Origin of the sequence: Parabacteroides sp. AF39-10AC (assembly GCF_003635405.1) — a bacterium.
Taxonomy (GTDB): Bacteria; Bacteroidota; Bacteroidia; order Bacteroidales; family Tannerellaceae; genus Parabacteroides; species Parabacteroides distasonis.
This window is the reverse complement of record NZ_QTLP01000003.1, coordinates 91,656-106,550: the sequence shown is the minus strand read 5'-3', so window position 1 is coordinate 106,550 and position 14,895 is coordinate 91,656. Positions and strand designations below refer to the sequence as shown.

The 14,895-nt window shown below is 37.3% G+C and carries 15 protein-coding genes; all 15 read left to right on the top strand.

Annotation, left to right across the window (positions count from 1 at the left end):
* Window positions 1–162 precede the first annotated feature (162 nt).
* The 15 genes from DW033_RS03835 (at window position 163) to DW033_RS03765 (ending at window position 14,892) form a co-directional block, all read left to right on the top strand.
* Window positions 163–1,503 carry a UDP binding domain-containing protein gene (locus DW033_RS03835; RefSeq protein WP_005867682.1) on the top strand — a complete coding sequence of 447 codons (1,341 nt, stop codon included), beginning with the start codon at window positions 163–165 and terminating at the stop codon, window positions 1,501–1,503.
* A 3-nt stretch (window positions 1,504–1,506) separates the two neighbouring features.
* Complete coding sequence (locus tag DW033_RS03830; RefSeq protein WP_005867683.1) at window positions 1,507–2,574, top strand: NAD-dependent epimerase/dehydratase family protein; 1,068 nt, start codon at window positions 1,507–1,509, stop codon at window positions 2,572–2,574.
* Between the two features lie 146 nt (window positions 2,575–2,720).
* Window positions 2,721–3,914: a GDP-L-fucose synthase gene (locus DW033_RS03825; protein WP_005867684.1), complete on the top strand. Its 1,194-nt coding sequence runs from the start codon at window positions 2,721–2,723 to the stop codon at window positions 3,912–3,914.
* 30 nt (window positions 3,915–3,944) lie between these two features.
* Complete coding sequence (gene gmd, locus DW033_RS03820; protein WP_005867685.1) at window positions 3,945–5,057, top strand: GDP-mannose 4,6-dehydratase; 1,113 nt, start codon at window positions 3,945–3,947, stop codon at window positions 5,055–5,057.
* 511 nt (window positions 5,058–5,568) lie between these two features.
* A complete protein-coding gene (locus DW033_RS03815; RefSeq protein ID WP_122369004.1) occupies window positions 5,569–7,083 on the top strand; it encodes a lipid II flippase MurJ in 1,515 nt (504 codons plus the stop codon).
* Between the two features lie 530 nt (window positions 7,084–7,613).
* A complete protein-coding gene (locus tag DW033_RS03810) occupies window positions 7,614–8,477 on the top strand; it encodes a hypothetical protein (RefSeq protein WP_233554131.1) in 864 nt (287 codons plus the stop codon).
* A 32-nt stretch (window positions 8,478–8,509) separates the two neighbouring features.
* Complete coding sequence (locus tag DW033_RS03805) at window positions 8,510–9,091, top strand: maltose acetyltransferase (protein ID WP_122369006.1); 582 nt, start codon at window positions 8,510–8,512, stop codon at window positions 9,089–9,091.
* A gap of 13 nt (window positions 9,092–9,104) precedes the next feature.
* Window positions 9,105–10,136, top strand: coding sequence for a glycosyltransferase (locus DW033_RS03800; protein ID WP_122369007.1), 1,032 nt, complete (start codon window positions 9,105–9,107; stop codon window positions 10,134–10,136).
* Between the two features lie 3 nt (window positions 10,137–10,139).
* A complete protein-coding gene (locus tag DW033_RS03795; protein ID WP_005867692.1) occupies window positions 10,140–11,045 on the top strand; it encodes an alpha-1,2-fucosyltransferase in 906 nt (301 codons plus the stop codon).
* A gap of 4 nt (window positions 11,046–11,049) precedes the next feature.
* The gene (locus DW033_RS03790; protein WP_233554130.1) at window positions 11,050–11,937 is read left to right on the top strand and encodes a hypothetical protein; all 888 of its coding nucleotides are present in this window, start codon (window positions 11,050–11,052) and stop codon (window positions 11,935–11,937) included.
* Window positions 11,938–11,950: 13 nt separating this feature from the next.
* The gene (locus DW033_RS03785; RefSeq protein WP_122382463.1) at window positions 11,951–12,595 is read left to right on the top strand and encodes a hypothetical protein; all 645 of its coding nucleotides are present in this window, start codon (window positions 11,951–11,953) and stop codon (window positions 12,593–12,595) included.
* Between the two features lie 33 nt (window positions 12,596–12,628).
* On the top strand, window positions 12,629–12,853 hold the full coding sequence (locus DW033_RS03780; RefSeq protein ID WP_005867792.1) for an acyl carrier protein: 225 nt from the start codon (window positions 12,629–12,631) through the stop codon (window positions 12,851–12,853).
* A 5-nt stretch (window positions 12,854–12,858) separates the two neighbouring features.
* A complete protein-coding gene (locus DW033_RS03775; protein ID WP_122382462.1) occupies window positions 12,859–13,605 on the top strand; it encodes an SDR family NAD(P)-dependent oxidoreductase in 747 nt (248 codons plus the stop codon).
* Window positions 13,606–13,617: 12 nt separating this feature from the next.
* On the top strand, window positions 13,618–14,664 hold the full coding sequence (locus DW033_RS03770) for a 3-oxoacyl-ACP synthase III family protein (protein WP_122382461.1): 1,047 nt from the start codon (window positions 13,618–13,620) through the stop codon (window positions 14,662–14,664).
* 6 nt (window positions 14,665–14,670) lie between these two features.
* On the top strand, window positions 14,671–14,892 hold the full coding sequence (locus DW033_RS03765; protein WP_005867797.1) for an acyl carrier protein: 222 nt from the start codon (window positions 14,671–14,673) through the stop codon (window positions 14,890–14,892).
* The last annotated feature ends 3 nt before the right edge of the window (window positions 14,893–14,895 follow it).

The window sequence follows — 14,895 nt, the reverse complement described above, 5'->3', positions numbered from 1 at the left end:
TCGGTTAAGACACTTTTGAAGTGTCTTAATGAGGAGTATGTCCTAAATTGAATACTTACTACCTGTTACTTTTGGTATAAAACAAACAACTTAACTGTGAATCATCTTTTTGAAAATCAGAAAGATGAAAAGTACTTTAGGGCTAAAAAAAAAATAATCAATATGAATAAAGAAATCAAGATCGCCGTGGCCGGAACCGGTTACGTGGGATTGAGTATCGCTACCTTGCTGGCACAACATCATCCGGTGACAGCGGTGGACGTGATACCGGAGAAGGTGGATCTTATCAACCGTAAGAAATCACCGATTCAAGATGAGTATATCAAGCGATATCTCGCTGAGAAAGATTTGAACCTGCGAGCTACGCTTGATGGCGAGGCGGCTTATCGTGATGCCGATTTCATAGTCATTGCGGCTCCCACCAATTATGATCCGCTGCGGAATTACTTCGATACACATCATATAGAGGATGTGATCGATTTGGTATTGAACGTCAATCCGGATGCCGTGATGGTCATTAAATCAACCATTCCTGTTGGGTATTGCCGTTCGCTTTATGTGAAGTATGCTCTCAAGTTTATGACAGATCCATCTCTTAAGGGACATTATTTCAATCTTCTATTCTCTCCAGAGTTTCTTCGTGAAAGCAAGGCCTTACTTGATAATTTGGAACCTTCGAGAATTATCGTGGGCTATCCTAAAGTACTCCCCTCTGATCAAGATAGAAACTGGGATGAGGAGAATGCGGCAATTGCAGCTATTGGCAATCCAAATGCGGAAGATTACGCCAAGATCTTTGCGAATCTTCTTCAAGAGGGTGCAATCAAGGAGAACGTTCCGACTCTATTCATGGGTATGAAGGAAGCAGAGGCTGTCAAACTCTTTGCCAACACCTATCTCGCTCTTCGAGTTTCTTATTTCAATGAGCTTGATACCTATGCGGAAGTAAAGGGGCTCGATTCACAGGCAATTATTAATGGCATTGGTCTCGATCCACGTATTGGCACTCACTACAATAACCCGTCATTTGGTTATGGTGGTTATTGTCTCCCAAAGGATACCAAGCAACTTCTTGCCAATTATGAAAACGTGCCACAGGCTATGATGTCTGCGATTGTGGAGTCTAATCGTACCCGAAAGGATTATATTGCCGATGCCGTACTTCGCAAGGCTGGCTATTACAATGAAAATGCTGTATGGGATGCCGCTAAAGAGCATGAATGTGTTATCGGTGTGTACCGCTTGACTATGAAGTCTAACTCTGACAACTTCCGCCAGTCTGCAATCCAGGGTATCATGAAGCGTATCAAGGCCAAAGGCGCAGAGGTCATAATCTATGAGCCAACTCTTGAAAATGGTACTTCATTCTTCGGCTCTCTGGTAATCAACAATCTTGAGGAGTTCAAACAGAAGTCAAAGGCCATCATCGCCAACCGCTATGACTCATGCCTCGATGATGTGATTGAGAAGGTTTATACTCGTGACATATTTAAGCGTGATTAACTCATGGTACAGTATAATGTAAATCTTGAGGGCAAGACCGTTCTCGTTACTGGAGCAGCAGGCTTTATCGGATCTAATCTCGTTAAGCGTTTGTTTAAGGATATAAAGAATATCAAGGTAATCGGTATTGACAGCATCACAGACTACTACGATGTCAACATCAAGTACGAGCGTCTCAAAGAAATAGAGGCTCTTAACCGAGATTGGGAGTTTGTTCATGCAAGCATCTCAGATAAGGTTGCTGTCGAGAAGATATTTACTGACAACAAGATAGCTGTTGTCGTAAATCTCGCAGCTCAGGCAGGAGTTCGTTACTCTATCACCAATCCTGATGCCTACATAGAGAGCAATCTTATCGGTTTCTACAACCTTCTTGAAGCTTGCCGTCATCATGAAGTTGAACATTTGGTATATGCATCATCATCATCAGTCTATGGTTCTAATAAGAAGGTTCCATATTCAACAGATGACAAGGTGGATAATCCAGTCAGCCTGTATGCTGCCACCAAGAAGAGTAACGAACTTATGGCACACGCTTATTCGAAGCTTTACAATATCCCATCAACAGGTCTTCGTTTCTTCACTGTATATGGACCTGCAGGCCGTCCTGATATGGCCTACTTCGGATTCACCAACAAGCTTCGTGATGGCAAGACCATCCAGATCTTTAACTATGGAAACTGCAAGCGTGACTTTACCTATGTCGATGATATCGTCGAGGGTGTAGTTCGCATCATGCAGCACGCTCCCGAGAAGCAGAATGGAGAAGATGGACTTCCAATCCCAGCGTACAAAGTATATAATATCGGTAACAATTCACCTGAAAACCTTCTTGACTTCGTCTCTATCCTACAGGAGGAGCTCATCCGTGCCAAGGTGCTACCGCAGAACTACGATTTTGAGGCTCACAAGGAACTTGTCCCAATGCGGCCTGGTGACGTATCTGTAACATATGCAGATACTACACCTCTTGAACAAGATTTTGGATTTAAGCCATCAACTTCTTTGCGTGATGGTCTTAGAGCATTTGCAGAATGGTATTCAACATATTATATATGCGTTGATAAATGACCATTTGTGCATTCCTTAAAGAGTAATTGATATATTATTTTATTTGAATCTGCATTATAGTATGTGGATCTGTGGGTTCAATGATTATTCCGCACAATAAAAATAATTCAGAGTGAAACACGCTTTTTTATTTTCAAATTAATCATATGTTAGATAAATCAAGCAAAATATATGTTGCAGGCCATAGGGGCCTCGTAGGTTCCGCAATTTGGAACAACCTCTTGCGGAGAGGCTACACCAATCTCGTAGGTCGCACTCACAAGGATCTTGATCTCACAGATCAGTATGCTGTAAAAAAGTTTTTCGATGAGGAGCAGCCTGATGCTGTAGTACTAGCAGCTGCCTTTGTAGGTGGCATCATGGCCAACAGTCTTTATCGTGCTGACTTTCTGATGATGAATATGAAGATCCAGTGCAACGTTATTTCCGAGGCATATGCTCATGATGTGAAGAAACTCCTCTTCCTTGGCTCTACCTGTATCTATCCTAAGAATGCGCTTCAGCCCATGAAGGAGGACTGCCTCCTCACTAGTGAATTGGAATACACCAACGAGGAATACGCCATTGCCAAGATTGCTGGTCTCAAGATGTGCGAGTCGTACAATCTCCAGTACGGTACCAACTATATTGCCGTAATGCCTACCAACCTCTATGGTCCTAATGACAATTTTCATCTGGAGAATTCGCACGTTATGCCAGCCATGATGCGTAAGGTTTATCTCGCAAAGCTCATCAACGATGGTAATTGGGAAGCTATTCGCAAAGACCTCAATATTCGTCCTGTAGGAGCAAATATCAAGGAAAATCGTTATGTCATTGATGGCAACAGTTCAGAAGCTGAGATTCTCAAAGTCCTTTCCTTCTATGGTATAGAGCACAACAAGGTGAACCTCTGGGGCACAGGTAAGCCTCTTCGTGAGTTCCTCTGGAGTGAGGATATGGCAGACGCATCAGTTCACGTTCTTCTCAACGTTAACTTCTCCGACATCATTGGTATCGAGAAATACTCATCAGTCCATTACGGCAACAAAGCGGATGGTGTAGTTGATCGCAACCACTCAACTGGTCGTGGTGGCGCAATCCCAAGCCTTGGCGAGATCCGCAACTGTCACATCAATGTGGGTACAGGGAAGGAAATCACCATTTGCGAGCTTTCAGAACTTGTAGTCAAGGCAGTAGGTTTCACCGGAACAGTTGAGTTTGATACCGCTAAACCTGATGGTACTATGCGTAAGCTCATAGATGTCAGCAAGCTTCATTTTCTTGGATGGACACATAAGGTTGATATTGAAGATGGTGTTCAGAAGCTTTTCGAATGGTACGAGGAGAGCATAAGTTGAAAACAATTCAATAACGCAAAAAATACAATTATGTCAAAGAATATTGCACTTATCACAGGTGTTACTGGACAGGACGGTAGCTACCTCTCTGAATTTCTTTTGGCCAAGGGCTATGAGGTCCATGGTATCATCCGCCGCTCATCAGTAGATTTCCGTGAGCGTATCGCGCACCTCGAAGGAACTCCAAATTTCCACCTGCATTATGCTGACCTCACCGACTCTATGTCGCTTGTGAAGCTTGTGGACAAGGTGCAGCCGACAGAGATTTATAACTTGGCTGCTCAGTCTCACGTTCAAGTGTCTTTCGATGCTCCTGAGTTTACTGCAGAGGTAGATGCAACAGGTGTTCTTCGCATACTGGAGGCTGTCCGTACCAATCACCTTGAGAAGAGCTGTAAGATTTATCAGGCATCAACTTCTGAGCTCTATGGTAAGGTAGAGGAGGTTCCCCAGAACGAGAATACCCCATTTCACCCATATTCACCATATGCTGTCGCTAAACTCTATGGCTTCTGGATTGTGAAGGAGTATCGTGAGGCATATGATATGTTCTGTTGCTCAGGCATCCTCTTCAACCACGAGTCTGAGCGTAGAGGCGAGACATTCGTAACCCGCAAGATAACTCTCGCTGCTGCACACATTACCCAGGGTAAGCAGGATTGCCTCTACCTTGGCAATCTAGACTCCCTTCGCGACTGGGGGTATGCCAAGGATTATGTTGAGTGTATGTGGCTTATCCTCCAGCACGATAAGCCAGAAGATTTCGTTATTGCTACAGGTGTACAGCATACTGTTCGTGAGTTTGCTACTCTCGCTTTCCATCACGCTGGTATAGAACTTAGTTGGGAAGGTGAAGGCATTAATGAGAAAGGTATTGTAATATCTGGCCCTGAATTTCTTGTAGGCAAGGTCGTTGTAGCCGTATCTGAAGATTTCTATCGTCCTACCGATGTGGTGAATCTCTGGGGCGATCCAACCAAGGCTAAGAATGAACTTGGTTGGAATCCTATGACCACCACCTTCGAGCAACTCGTCGAGCTCATGGTTAAGCATGATATGGCTAAAGTCGCTGCTGATCATGCTGCTGAAGGTGTTCGCAAGATGAACCTTGCTGAGTATCTTGAAAAAGGTATCGTAAAGTAATATTCCAATTTGGAAAGTCGTTGTATAGGTAGTACATTTGTATGTGGTTCATACCACCAACGGCTTCAAATAGCTCCTTAAAAGGAGGGTTGTTCTGTCATAGAAGGCAAGGATATGACGTGTTTGCGTGGAAAATGCATGGTTTCGGTGGAGGTAGATACTAGGCACTTGTGGTGTTAGACAGTAAGATATTTTGCCATAATCATCGAGAAGCCATAGAACTTCATGTTCGAAGACAATAATATCAATCAGAACTTTGCCATTCCTAGATATGATGAAGTTATATCATAAGCGATAGAATTTATTTACAGAAAAAGAAGAATTCCAAAGATTTTTTTCATGCGTAATGAATAAAAGGGAGACTCTTGAAAGTACTCCTCAATATTGGATCTTTATGATATGCATGTTACTGTTTAGTATCGGAACATTTCTTTCAAAGTAAAATTTCATTGTTTCTGTCGGATTTAGGAATTTGTAATACGATGTTCTGAAGGTTGACATATGTAAATGTATGAAAAAAACATTCGTTATTAGTCTTATTTTTATTGTTTGTGGTATATTAGGCTTTGTTTGCCAATTGTTGTATGCCTATTTCTTTGGCTCAGGGAAAGAGATGGATATTTATTTTTCGTTGCTCTCCATTCCTGCGATTATAACAGGTGCGTCTGGTGCTGTTTTTTCATCTTTGTTTTTCCCTATTTTTGCTCGAATAGATTCAGTTGAGTTAGATTCTTATATTTGGACTATAAAAGAGTGTGTATCAAAAATAGCATTGCTTATAGCTGTTGTTGGCTTTGTAATTACATATTTTAATATGGATTACATTGTTGGTCCCATAGAAAAAACATATTATAATCTTTCTTTATTGTTGGCTTTTTTATTGTGGATTAATGCATACATGTCAATCGTTAATGGTTTTCTTTCTTCTGTTCAAAATTATTTCAAAAATTTTTTAATTGTATCTTTATCTCAGTTACTAGTATACATTTTTATCATATTATTTGTGCTTATTCTTCATCAGGTTATAGGAGTAAATTCTATTGCTTTTGGTATGCTATTTTCAGCCTTTATTTCTTATATAGTAAATCGATATTATGGTAATTTATTCAAGAAATCCCAATCGTATACCAAAATGGACTCTTTTGTAGTTGTCCAAAATATTATACTAATAATTATATCTTTTTTTCCATTCCATTCGTTTGCTTCAATTGCATATTTGTGGGCCGGACAACTAGATTATGAAGGTGGCGTTTCGCTTTTAGGTTATTCTCATAGTTTTTGCGGTTTTCTTTCTGTTGCTGCAAGTATGGGGTTGTCAACCGTTTCTTTCCCTGATCTTGCTAGGTCTCTTTCTTCAAAGAATAAGGAAATAGTTAACCAAGGATTTATTAATTTTTGGAAACAAATAGAAGCCGTCGTTGTTTTTTCAACATTTGTTGCTGTTTTTGCATCCGTATTTGCTTGCCCAATAATAAGTGTTCTTTTTTTAAGAGGGGAATTTGATAATGAAGCTGTTATTGGATTATCTTCAGTTCTTCCTATATATCTTGTGAATGGAGTGCTGATTGCAATAATGAATTTGACGAGGAATGTTTTTTATTCATTAAATAAGCAAAAAATATTTGCGGTTTTTAGTGGGTTAGTAACATTTATTTTCTTTTTTTCTTCGATTATATTTTCAACACAAGTAAATTATATCTTTGTTGGATTTGTTGAGACTATATCTATGGGATTGTTTGCTTTGATTTCTCTATTTTATATAAATTCATTAGCAAAAGTGTTTTGGTTTAAAGATATAGTAAAGTTGCTTAGTCAAATTGTTTTATTAATTTTAATTGCAATATTCTTGTATCTCTTTTATAAAAATATTCTCAATTATTATTTGAATAATATAGTTTGTTTACTGATAAGTGGAGTCTTGTATACAGTTTTAGCAGATTTGCTTTTATGCAAGATTTTAGTTAATGAAATGATTTTGTCTGTCAATGAAAAAATTGCACATGTGATAAAAAGTAAACTTTTTTGAAAGTTTTTTGATGATATTTTATTGGTGTTTGGCTATGATTATCTAATTGTAATTGTTAGTGATGAATGGCTTGTGTTGATGATAATGTACAATGTTTTTGCTTAGTTAATTATATATATTGGAATTCGATTAATTGCTAAACTTTTAATCCTATGGATGATATTAATATGGATATAATATTGTTGTGTTTTCAAGTTTTTGTATGGGTATCATGTATATTGAAGTTATGGAATAGGAATAGATTTTATGCCATTTTTTGTATGGTTCTTTATTTGTATTTATTACCGACAGAAATTACTTATAGATTTTTTCCATATCTATATGATGCATACTGGGGAAAAGATGTTTGGTGTGAATTGTATTGGTTTGTTAACTTTTCATTGATTACGTTATTTATAGTCCTAAATCATACATCCAAAATTCATAAGGTCTATAATGTTGTATATTATAGGAGGAGAAATTCAAAATCAATAGTTTATTTTTTTGTTCTTGTGTTTAGTTTTTTAAGTTCATATTTATTAGTTACCAATATGGTGAAAATTTCTTACCAATCCTTAGTGGAAAATGGATCGATGGGAAACGAGAATATTTTGATGACTATAATTGACCAAATGTTTAAGTGGTTGCCTGCTTTCGTGATATTCCCAATGGTTGCTATGGAACAGAAAAAATGGTATATGCAAGTTTTTACTGCATATAATATTCTACTTTATACTATCTATAATATTCTATCAGGATCTCGTTCTGATATCCTTGCAGTTGTATTGGGACTTGTACTTTTATGGATATATGGACGTAAGATAAGGATTAAACAAGTTTTTGTTTTGTCTTTTATCGCTATTACGTTTCTATATTTAGCGAGTTTTACTTATTCGTTAAGAGGAGGTGTTAATGAGGGGACATTGGAAGAAATTTTACTTAAACAAGATTATACAGCGCCAGCGTATAATTTGGTTGGTGTTATTGGCAAAAATATTATTGATCCATTAATGGTTATTAATTCTCAGATTATAAAAACATTTCCATTATTGGGAGGTGATTGGTTATATTTTTTGATTGCAGATTCTCTTTTTCCTAGTTCTCAAGTAAGCGCCTCTCAGGGATGGGCTTTTCATCCTTTTGCTGAAGGTTATATCTTTTGTGGCTTTTTAGGGTTTGTATATAATGGATTGGTGATAGGTTTAGGATTGTCAATATGGAATCGTTTTATTTTAACTAATAATGAAAGATTTAATCGATTTATGTTCGCAATTATGGGATGCATTTTTTTCTCATTGGTGAGATCACAGTCTGTGAATTTCTTTAGGTATATGTATTATATGTTTATTCCATCAGCCTACATATATTCTCGATTATCTAATATAAAGATCAATTATCGGGGGTTCTTGCGATAACCCCCTAATAAGCAGAACTAAACATCACGTTTATGATATTTACAAGAAAAGATCTGCAAGAATATTTAAAGCGAGATAATCTAGGGTTTGGTTCCCAGACTTTTTATAAGCGTATGATAAAAAGATTGGGAGGATATGAAAATTATTATATATATGAATTTTTTCGTGTATTGAGGCATTATGAATTTTACCTAAATTTAGAAAAACGTACTCTATTGGAGAGGGTATTTCTGTTGTATTGGAAATATAGATACAATCACAGCAGAATAAAATCAAATATGTTTGTTGCTCCTAATACTTTTGGGCCAGGTGTCATGATTGTACATCTAGGTTTTCTTCGTTGTGATAGTTGGATTCATATTGGAGAAAATTGCACAGTTCTTCCTAATGTTTTATTTGGAAAACGTAATGCTATGAATTTTGGCTCTAAATGTAGTATCAATGTAGGAAACAATGTTTATATTTCTGTCGGAGCAATAATCTTGGGACCTATAACAATTGGCGACAATGTTGTTATTGGGGCTGGATCTGTTGTAAATAAGGATATCCCTAATAATGTAATAGTAGCAGGTGTTCCTGCAAAGCAAATTGGATTTACTTTGTCAACAAATTAAGGTGGAAAAAAGTATGAATAGATTAACTTTTATAGGAAGTATTCAATTAAATAGCCCAAGTACAGGTGGTGGTGTGCAAACAAAGAATCAGCATTTTTTGAGATATATACTCTCTAAAAATGTTGACTGTAGAGTCTTTGATACTTGGAAAAAAAAATCCGTATTGTCGTTAATTATGTCTCTAATATATATTGTAAGAACTAAAAGAAGTGAGCCAATCATTCTGTCAATATCAACTAGAGGTGCTTATTATATAGCAAAAATACTAAATTTAACTCATCTAAAACGGAGAATTTTCTATTGGGTTGCAGGAGGAGATTTGGCAATAGATCTCAAAAACGTATCTCTTAAAAACCGAAGAGTATATGATGTGTTTACTAAAGTAGTAGTTCAATGTAATTATTTGAAACGTGACCTAGAGGAATTATCAATTACTAACTGTGCAATGGTTCCGAATTTTAAACCAGTAATATTTAAACCAACAATTGATAAAGCTATTTTTGAGAAAATACGTTTTGTGTATTTTTCAAGAGTATTAATACAAAAAGGAATCGAAGAAATAATCCAAGCATTTAAGTCTTTAGGTAATAAAAACATTTGTTTAGATATTTACGGAACTTTAGTGCCTCCATATGATGAAGGCTATTTTAAGGATTTTTATTACCTAAATATTAATTATAAAGGCTTTCTTGATGTGAGTGTAGAAGATGGTTATAAACAACTATCCGAGTATGATGTTTTACTATTCCCTACATATTTCAAGGGTGAAGGTTTTCCTGGAACATTGTTAGATGCATTCATAGCTGGTGTGCCAGTTATTGCGTCAGACTTCCATGCTAATGGTGAAGTCCTTGTTGATGGTTATAATGGATTGCTTATTCCCCCTAAGGATGCAGTAGCATTATCTACCGCAATGAATAGACTTATTTCAGATATTGATTTGCGCAAAAAATTAAGGAAAAATGCAATTCTTACAGCAAGGGAATATGATGTAGAAATGATACTAGATGAAGCCTTTGCAAGATTAAAAATTTTTGAAGATTAGTATATGAAAATCGTAAATATCATAGGAGGTCTAGGTAACCAGATGTTTCAGTATGCTTTTGCTGTAGCGTTGAAGGCGAAATATCCCAATGAGGAGGTTTTTATTGATACTCAACATTATAAAAATGCTTTCATTAAGGTTTATCATGGCAATAACTTTTATCATAATGGTTATGAGATAGACAAGGTATTCCCGAATGCGACTTTAGAACCTGCCAGACCGAAGGATTTGATGAAGGTTTCGTTCTATATTCCTAATCAAGTTCTTGCTCGAGCTGTTCGTCGCATATTTCCAAAGCGAAAGACAGAGTTTGTGACAGATCAGCAGCCGTATGTGTTTATACCAGAGGCTTTGTCTGTAATAGATGACTGCTATTTTGATGGTTACTGGATGACTCCACTCTACTTTGATAAATATCGTGATAGGATTCTTAAAGAGTTTACTTTTCGTCCATTCGATACAAAGGAGAATTTGGAATTGGAACCTCTTCTCAAACAAGATAACTCTGTGACTGTACACATTCGTCGTGGTGATTATGTCGGATCTTCCTCTTTTGGAGGTATATGCACACTTGATTATTATCGTAATGCAATACGTGAGGCCTATAACTTGATTACTAGCCCAGAGTTCTTTATTTTCTCAAATGACCAGAAATGGTGTATGGAAAATATGAGGAATGAGTTTGGTGATGCAAAGGTTCATTTTATTGCACACAACCGAGGTGCCGATAGTTATCGCGATATGCAACTCCTGTCCATCGCTAGATGCAACATATTGGCAAACAGTTCATTCTCTTGGTGGGGTGCATACTTGAACCAGCGTAAAAATTGTTTTATTATATGCCCACATAAATGGCATAATACGTTGGAATATTCTGATTTGTATTTGCCTACATGGATTAAAATTTAATATTGTGAAGTATAGAACATTTGAATTTGCAGATCGTATTCATGAATTCTTAGGACCCAGAAAACATGATTTAGAGACTGATATCAGAGAAATATCTCGGCTGCTCGAATCTGAGAATCCAAGCATGATATCAAGAATAGGAAGTGTTGAGTTTCAAGCATTATTTTTAATCCGATATTTTCCTTTGAGTTTTCCATTATTGTCAAGATCAAAGAGAAATATGAGAATGAATGCCGGTTTTTTCCCAGTTTCAATGAGAACACTTAAACAGTTTTATCTTCTTTATAAAGAAGATTGCAAAGATATAGACTTGTTCGTAAGGTGGCGAATCGAAGAACTATTTTTTAGTAATTGGTTTAATCATAAAAAATATGTCCATAAGTCAACTTTGGATTCGTTTTTTTCCCAGCAACATCCTTGGACCTATTCTCTAAAAGGGAAAAAGATTCTTGTAGTGCATCCTTTTTCTGAGACCATCGAGAGTCAGTACAAAAACAAAAAGAAGAAACTATTCAAGAACAGCGAGGTGTTGCCTGAGTTTACTTCATTGCAGACCATTAAGGCTGTGCAGTCAATTGCAGGCAATCCTGTTGGCTTTGACACTTGGTTCGATGCACTTGACTGGATGAAAAGCGAAATTGACAAGAAGGATTTTGATATTGCTCTGCTAGGATGTGGCGCATACGCCCTTCCGCTGGCTGCTCATATCAAACGTATGGGCAAAAAGGCTGTTCACATGGGAGGTGTGCTTCAGTTTCTATTTGGAATAACTTGCAAGCGATATGAAGAGAATGATGAATTTAAGCCTTATATCAATGAGTATTTCGTTTATCCTGATGCCAAAGATAGACCTAAGAATGCTTTTGCGGTAGAGGGTGGTTGTTATTGGTAAAATATTTTGATATATGGCAAATATTCGATTTAGATTAGCTAAGCCAAGTGATGCAAAGCAAATTGCTTATGTTCACTTGCACATCAGAGATAAATATGACCAAGGTTTTTTTGCGCAGGTAAATTATTCTTTCCTTAAGCAATATTATAAGGTAATGCTTAATGATCCAAACGAAGTTATAGTTTGTGCAGAAGATGAGAACGGACTGATAGTAGGTTTTAGCAGCGGTTCACTAGATGTAAGTAAGCAGATGAAATCAATGCGTGATAACAAATTTTCATTTCTGTGGCCATTATTTACCTCTGCAATATCAAACCCGAAATTAATTAAGGCAGCAATTGATAGATTCAAATCAACTAAAGGTGAATCAAATAATCATTATGTCTCTTCTAAAGGTGCCCGAGGTGAATATTGGGGATGGTTGCCAAATAGAAAAGATCCTGAAGCCGCAATTTCTATGAATGACATGTTCATGTCGATTATGAAAACATTGGGAGTGAAAGATTTATTTATTGAAGTAGATACAATTAATAAGCAGATCTTTAAATTTCATAAGATTAATGGAGCTAAGGTTGTTTCTACATTTACACTCCCTGACGGCAGAGAAAGAACAGAGATGGTATATGATTTAACAAAGATAAAATTCAGATTTATATAATAAAATTACGATTAACATTTAAAAATTGCATCAATGAAAGATTTTATTGTGAATTTTGCAGATCAGTTTGACGATCTTGATGCTTCAACAATTAGTGCTGAAACAAACTTCCGAGAATTAGACGGATGGTCATCCATGGTTGCTCTTAGCGTGATGGCAATGGTGGATGATGAGTATGAGGTACAGCTTAGGGCTGACGAAATGCGCAAGACCAACACTATCCAGGAACTCTTTGAACTAATATCTTCAAAGAAGTGAACTGTATGTATAATCCTTTTTCACTTGAGGGTAAAACTATTTTGGTGACAGGAGCCTCCTCTGGTATAGGAAAAGCTACAGCCATTGAGTGTTCTAAGATGGGTGCCAAGGTTGTATTGACTGGTCGTAATGAGACCAAATTACAGCAGACCTATGATTTATTGATGGGAAATGGTCATTTAATGATTGTGGCTGATTTATCATGTGATGTTGATATTTCAACAATTGTTGAGAAATGCCCATCAATTGATGGACTTGTCAATAATGCGGGACTTTCCATCATACTACCGACTCATTTTATCACTCGTGATAAAATGGAGCAGGTAATGTCTGTCAATACTTTGGCACCAATTCTTTTGATGCAGCAATTATTGAAAAAGAAAAAACTAGGAAAGAATGGATCTGTTGTATTTACTTCGTCTATTTCTGGACCTGTTATTGCAGGAGTTGGCAACGTTATGTATTCTACATCTAAGGCTGCCGTGTGTGGTTTTGTTAAGAATGCTGCATTGGATCTTGCAAGTAAAAATATTAGAGTAAATGCGGTATGTCCAGGTATAATAAATACACATATTTGGGATGCAGGAACTATTTCAGAGGAGCAACTTTCTGAAGAAATGAAGAAATACCCTTTAAAGCGATTTGGCAAACCAGAAGAGGTAGCACATGCCATTATCTATTTTCTAAGTGACGCTTCTTCGTTCACTACAGGCACAAATCTTGTGATAGATGGTGGTTTTACCCTTCAATAATCATGAATAATTATGAAAGTAATTCTTAACAATGTTCAGGTTAAGGCCGTGGCTTCATGGTTGCCAAAGAATATTCTAGAAATGGTTTCTCTTGGTGCAGAGTATGGTGATACGGAGGTAGCCAACATAATGAAGGCAACAGGTGTAGAACGTGCTCGCATTGCTGACAAAGACATGTGTTCTTCTGACATGTGCCAGAAGGCAGCTGAAGCGTTAATGGAAAAGGATGGAATCAATAAGGATGAGATTGACGGACTTGTGTTCGTTAGCCAGACGTGTGATTGGATTCTGCCTTCAACGTCTATTGCACTTCAAGACCGTTTAGGTTTGTCAAAGGACACTGTTTGTATTGACATTCATTATGGTTGCTCTGGCTTTATTTATGGTTTATTTCAGGCTGCTTCTTGGATAACTATCGGTGCTTGCAAGAATGTACTCGTATTGGCTGGTGATACGACATCACGCATGATGAATCCTAATGATAAATCACTTCGTATGGTGTTCGGTGATTGCGGTACCGCGAGCCTTGTAACTGTAGGAAATACTTCTATGGGCTTCCATATTCAAAGTGATGGAAGTGGAGCTGATCGTTTGATAGTTCCTGCTGGAGGTTTCCGTTTGCCAGTTTCTGAGGAAACAAGCGTTCTAAAGTGGGATGAGGACAAGAATGGCCGTACTATGAATGACCTTTTCATGGATGGTATGGCCATTTTTAATTTTGCAATAACCGAGGTACATAAAAATGTGAACTCACTAATTGAGTACATGGATTGGGCAAAGGAAGATGTAGGATTCTATGCCCTTCATCAGGCAAATGAATTTATGGTAAACTATGTTCGTAAAAAACTAAAAGTTGCTGTTGAAGTGGCCCCTGCCAACTGCAAGGACTATGGCAATACTGGACCTGCTACCATACCATTTCTGCTGAGTGATGTTTGCAGTCAGAAACAATATGACCTCAAGAAGACCATTATGTGTGGTTTTGGTGTGGGGCTGTCTTGGGGTAGTGTCGCTGCTGACCTTTCTGAAACAAAATTCTATGAACCAATTAATAAATAAAACATTATGCAGACTAAAGTATTAGAAGTTATTAATGATATTCGTGCTTCTAAGAATATGGAAGCTGTTGTAACCCTCAACGAGGGTGATAAGCTCCGTGACGATCTAGGCCTTACTTCATTCGATCTTGCAGAACTTACCGTTCGCATCGAGGATGAGTTCGATATTGACATCTTCGAGGATGGTCTCGTTAATACTGTTGGTGAGATTTATGCAAAACTTAGCTAAATG

Excerpts from the sequence above, each read along its gene's own strand:
- DW033_RS03835 (WP_005867682.1), top strand. The coding sequence starts at position 163 with ATGAATAAAGAAATCAAGATCGCCGTGGCCGGAACCGGTTACGTGGGA.
- DW033_RS03830 (WP_005867683.1), top strand. The coding sequence starts at position 1,507 with ATGGTACAGTATAATGTAAATCTTGAGGGCAAGACCGTTCTCGTTACT.
- DW033_RS03825 (WP_005867684.1), top strand. The coding sequence starts at position 2,721 with ATGTTAGATAAATCAAGCAAAATATATGTTGCAGGCCATAGGGGCCTC.
- gmd (WP_005867685.1), top strand. The coding sequence starts at position 3,945 with ATGTCAAAGAATATTGCACTTATCACAGGTGTTACTGGACAGGACGGT.
- DW033_RS03815 (WP_122369004.1), top strand. The coding sequence starts at position 5,569 with ATGAAAAAAACATTCGTTATTAGTCTTATTTTTATTGTTTGTGGTATA.
- DW033_RS03810 (WP_233554131.1), top strand. The coding sequence starts at position 7,614 with ATGGTGAAAATTTCTTACCAATCCTTAGTGGAAAATGGATCGATGGGA.
- DW033_RS03805 (WP_122369006.1), top strand. The coding sequence starts at position 8,510 with ATGATATTTACAAGAAAAGATCTGCAAGAATATTTAAAGCGAGATAAT.
- DW033_RS03800 (WP_122369007.1), top strand. The coding sequence starts at position 9,105 with ATGAATAGATTAACTTTTATAGGAAGTATTCAATTAAATAGCCCAAGT.
- DW033_RS03795 (WP_005867692.1), top strand. The coding sequence starts at position 10,140 with ATGAAAATCGTAAATATCATAGGAGGTCTAGGTAACCAGATGTTTCAG.
- DW033_RS03785 (WP_122382463.1), top strand. The coding sequence starts at position 11,951 with ATGGCAAATATTCGATTTAGATTAGCTAAGCCAAGTGATGCAAAGCAA.
- DW033_RS03780 (WP_005867792.1), top strand. The coding sequence starts at position 12,629 with ATGAAAGATTTTATTGTGAATTTTGCAGATCAGTTTGACGATCTTGAT.
- DW033_RS03775 (WP_122382462.1), top strand. The coding sequence starts at position 12,859 with ATGTATAATCCTTTTTCACTTGAGGGTAAAACTATTTTGGTGACAGGA.
- DW033_RS03770 (WP_122382461.1), top strand. The coding sequence starts at position 13,618 with ATGAAAGTAATTCTTAACAATGTTCAGGTTAAGGCCGTGGCTTCATGG.
- DW033_RS03765 (WP_005867797.1), top strand. The coding sequence starts at position 14,671 with ATGCAGACTAAAGTATTAGAAGTTATTAATGATATTCGTGCTTCTAAG.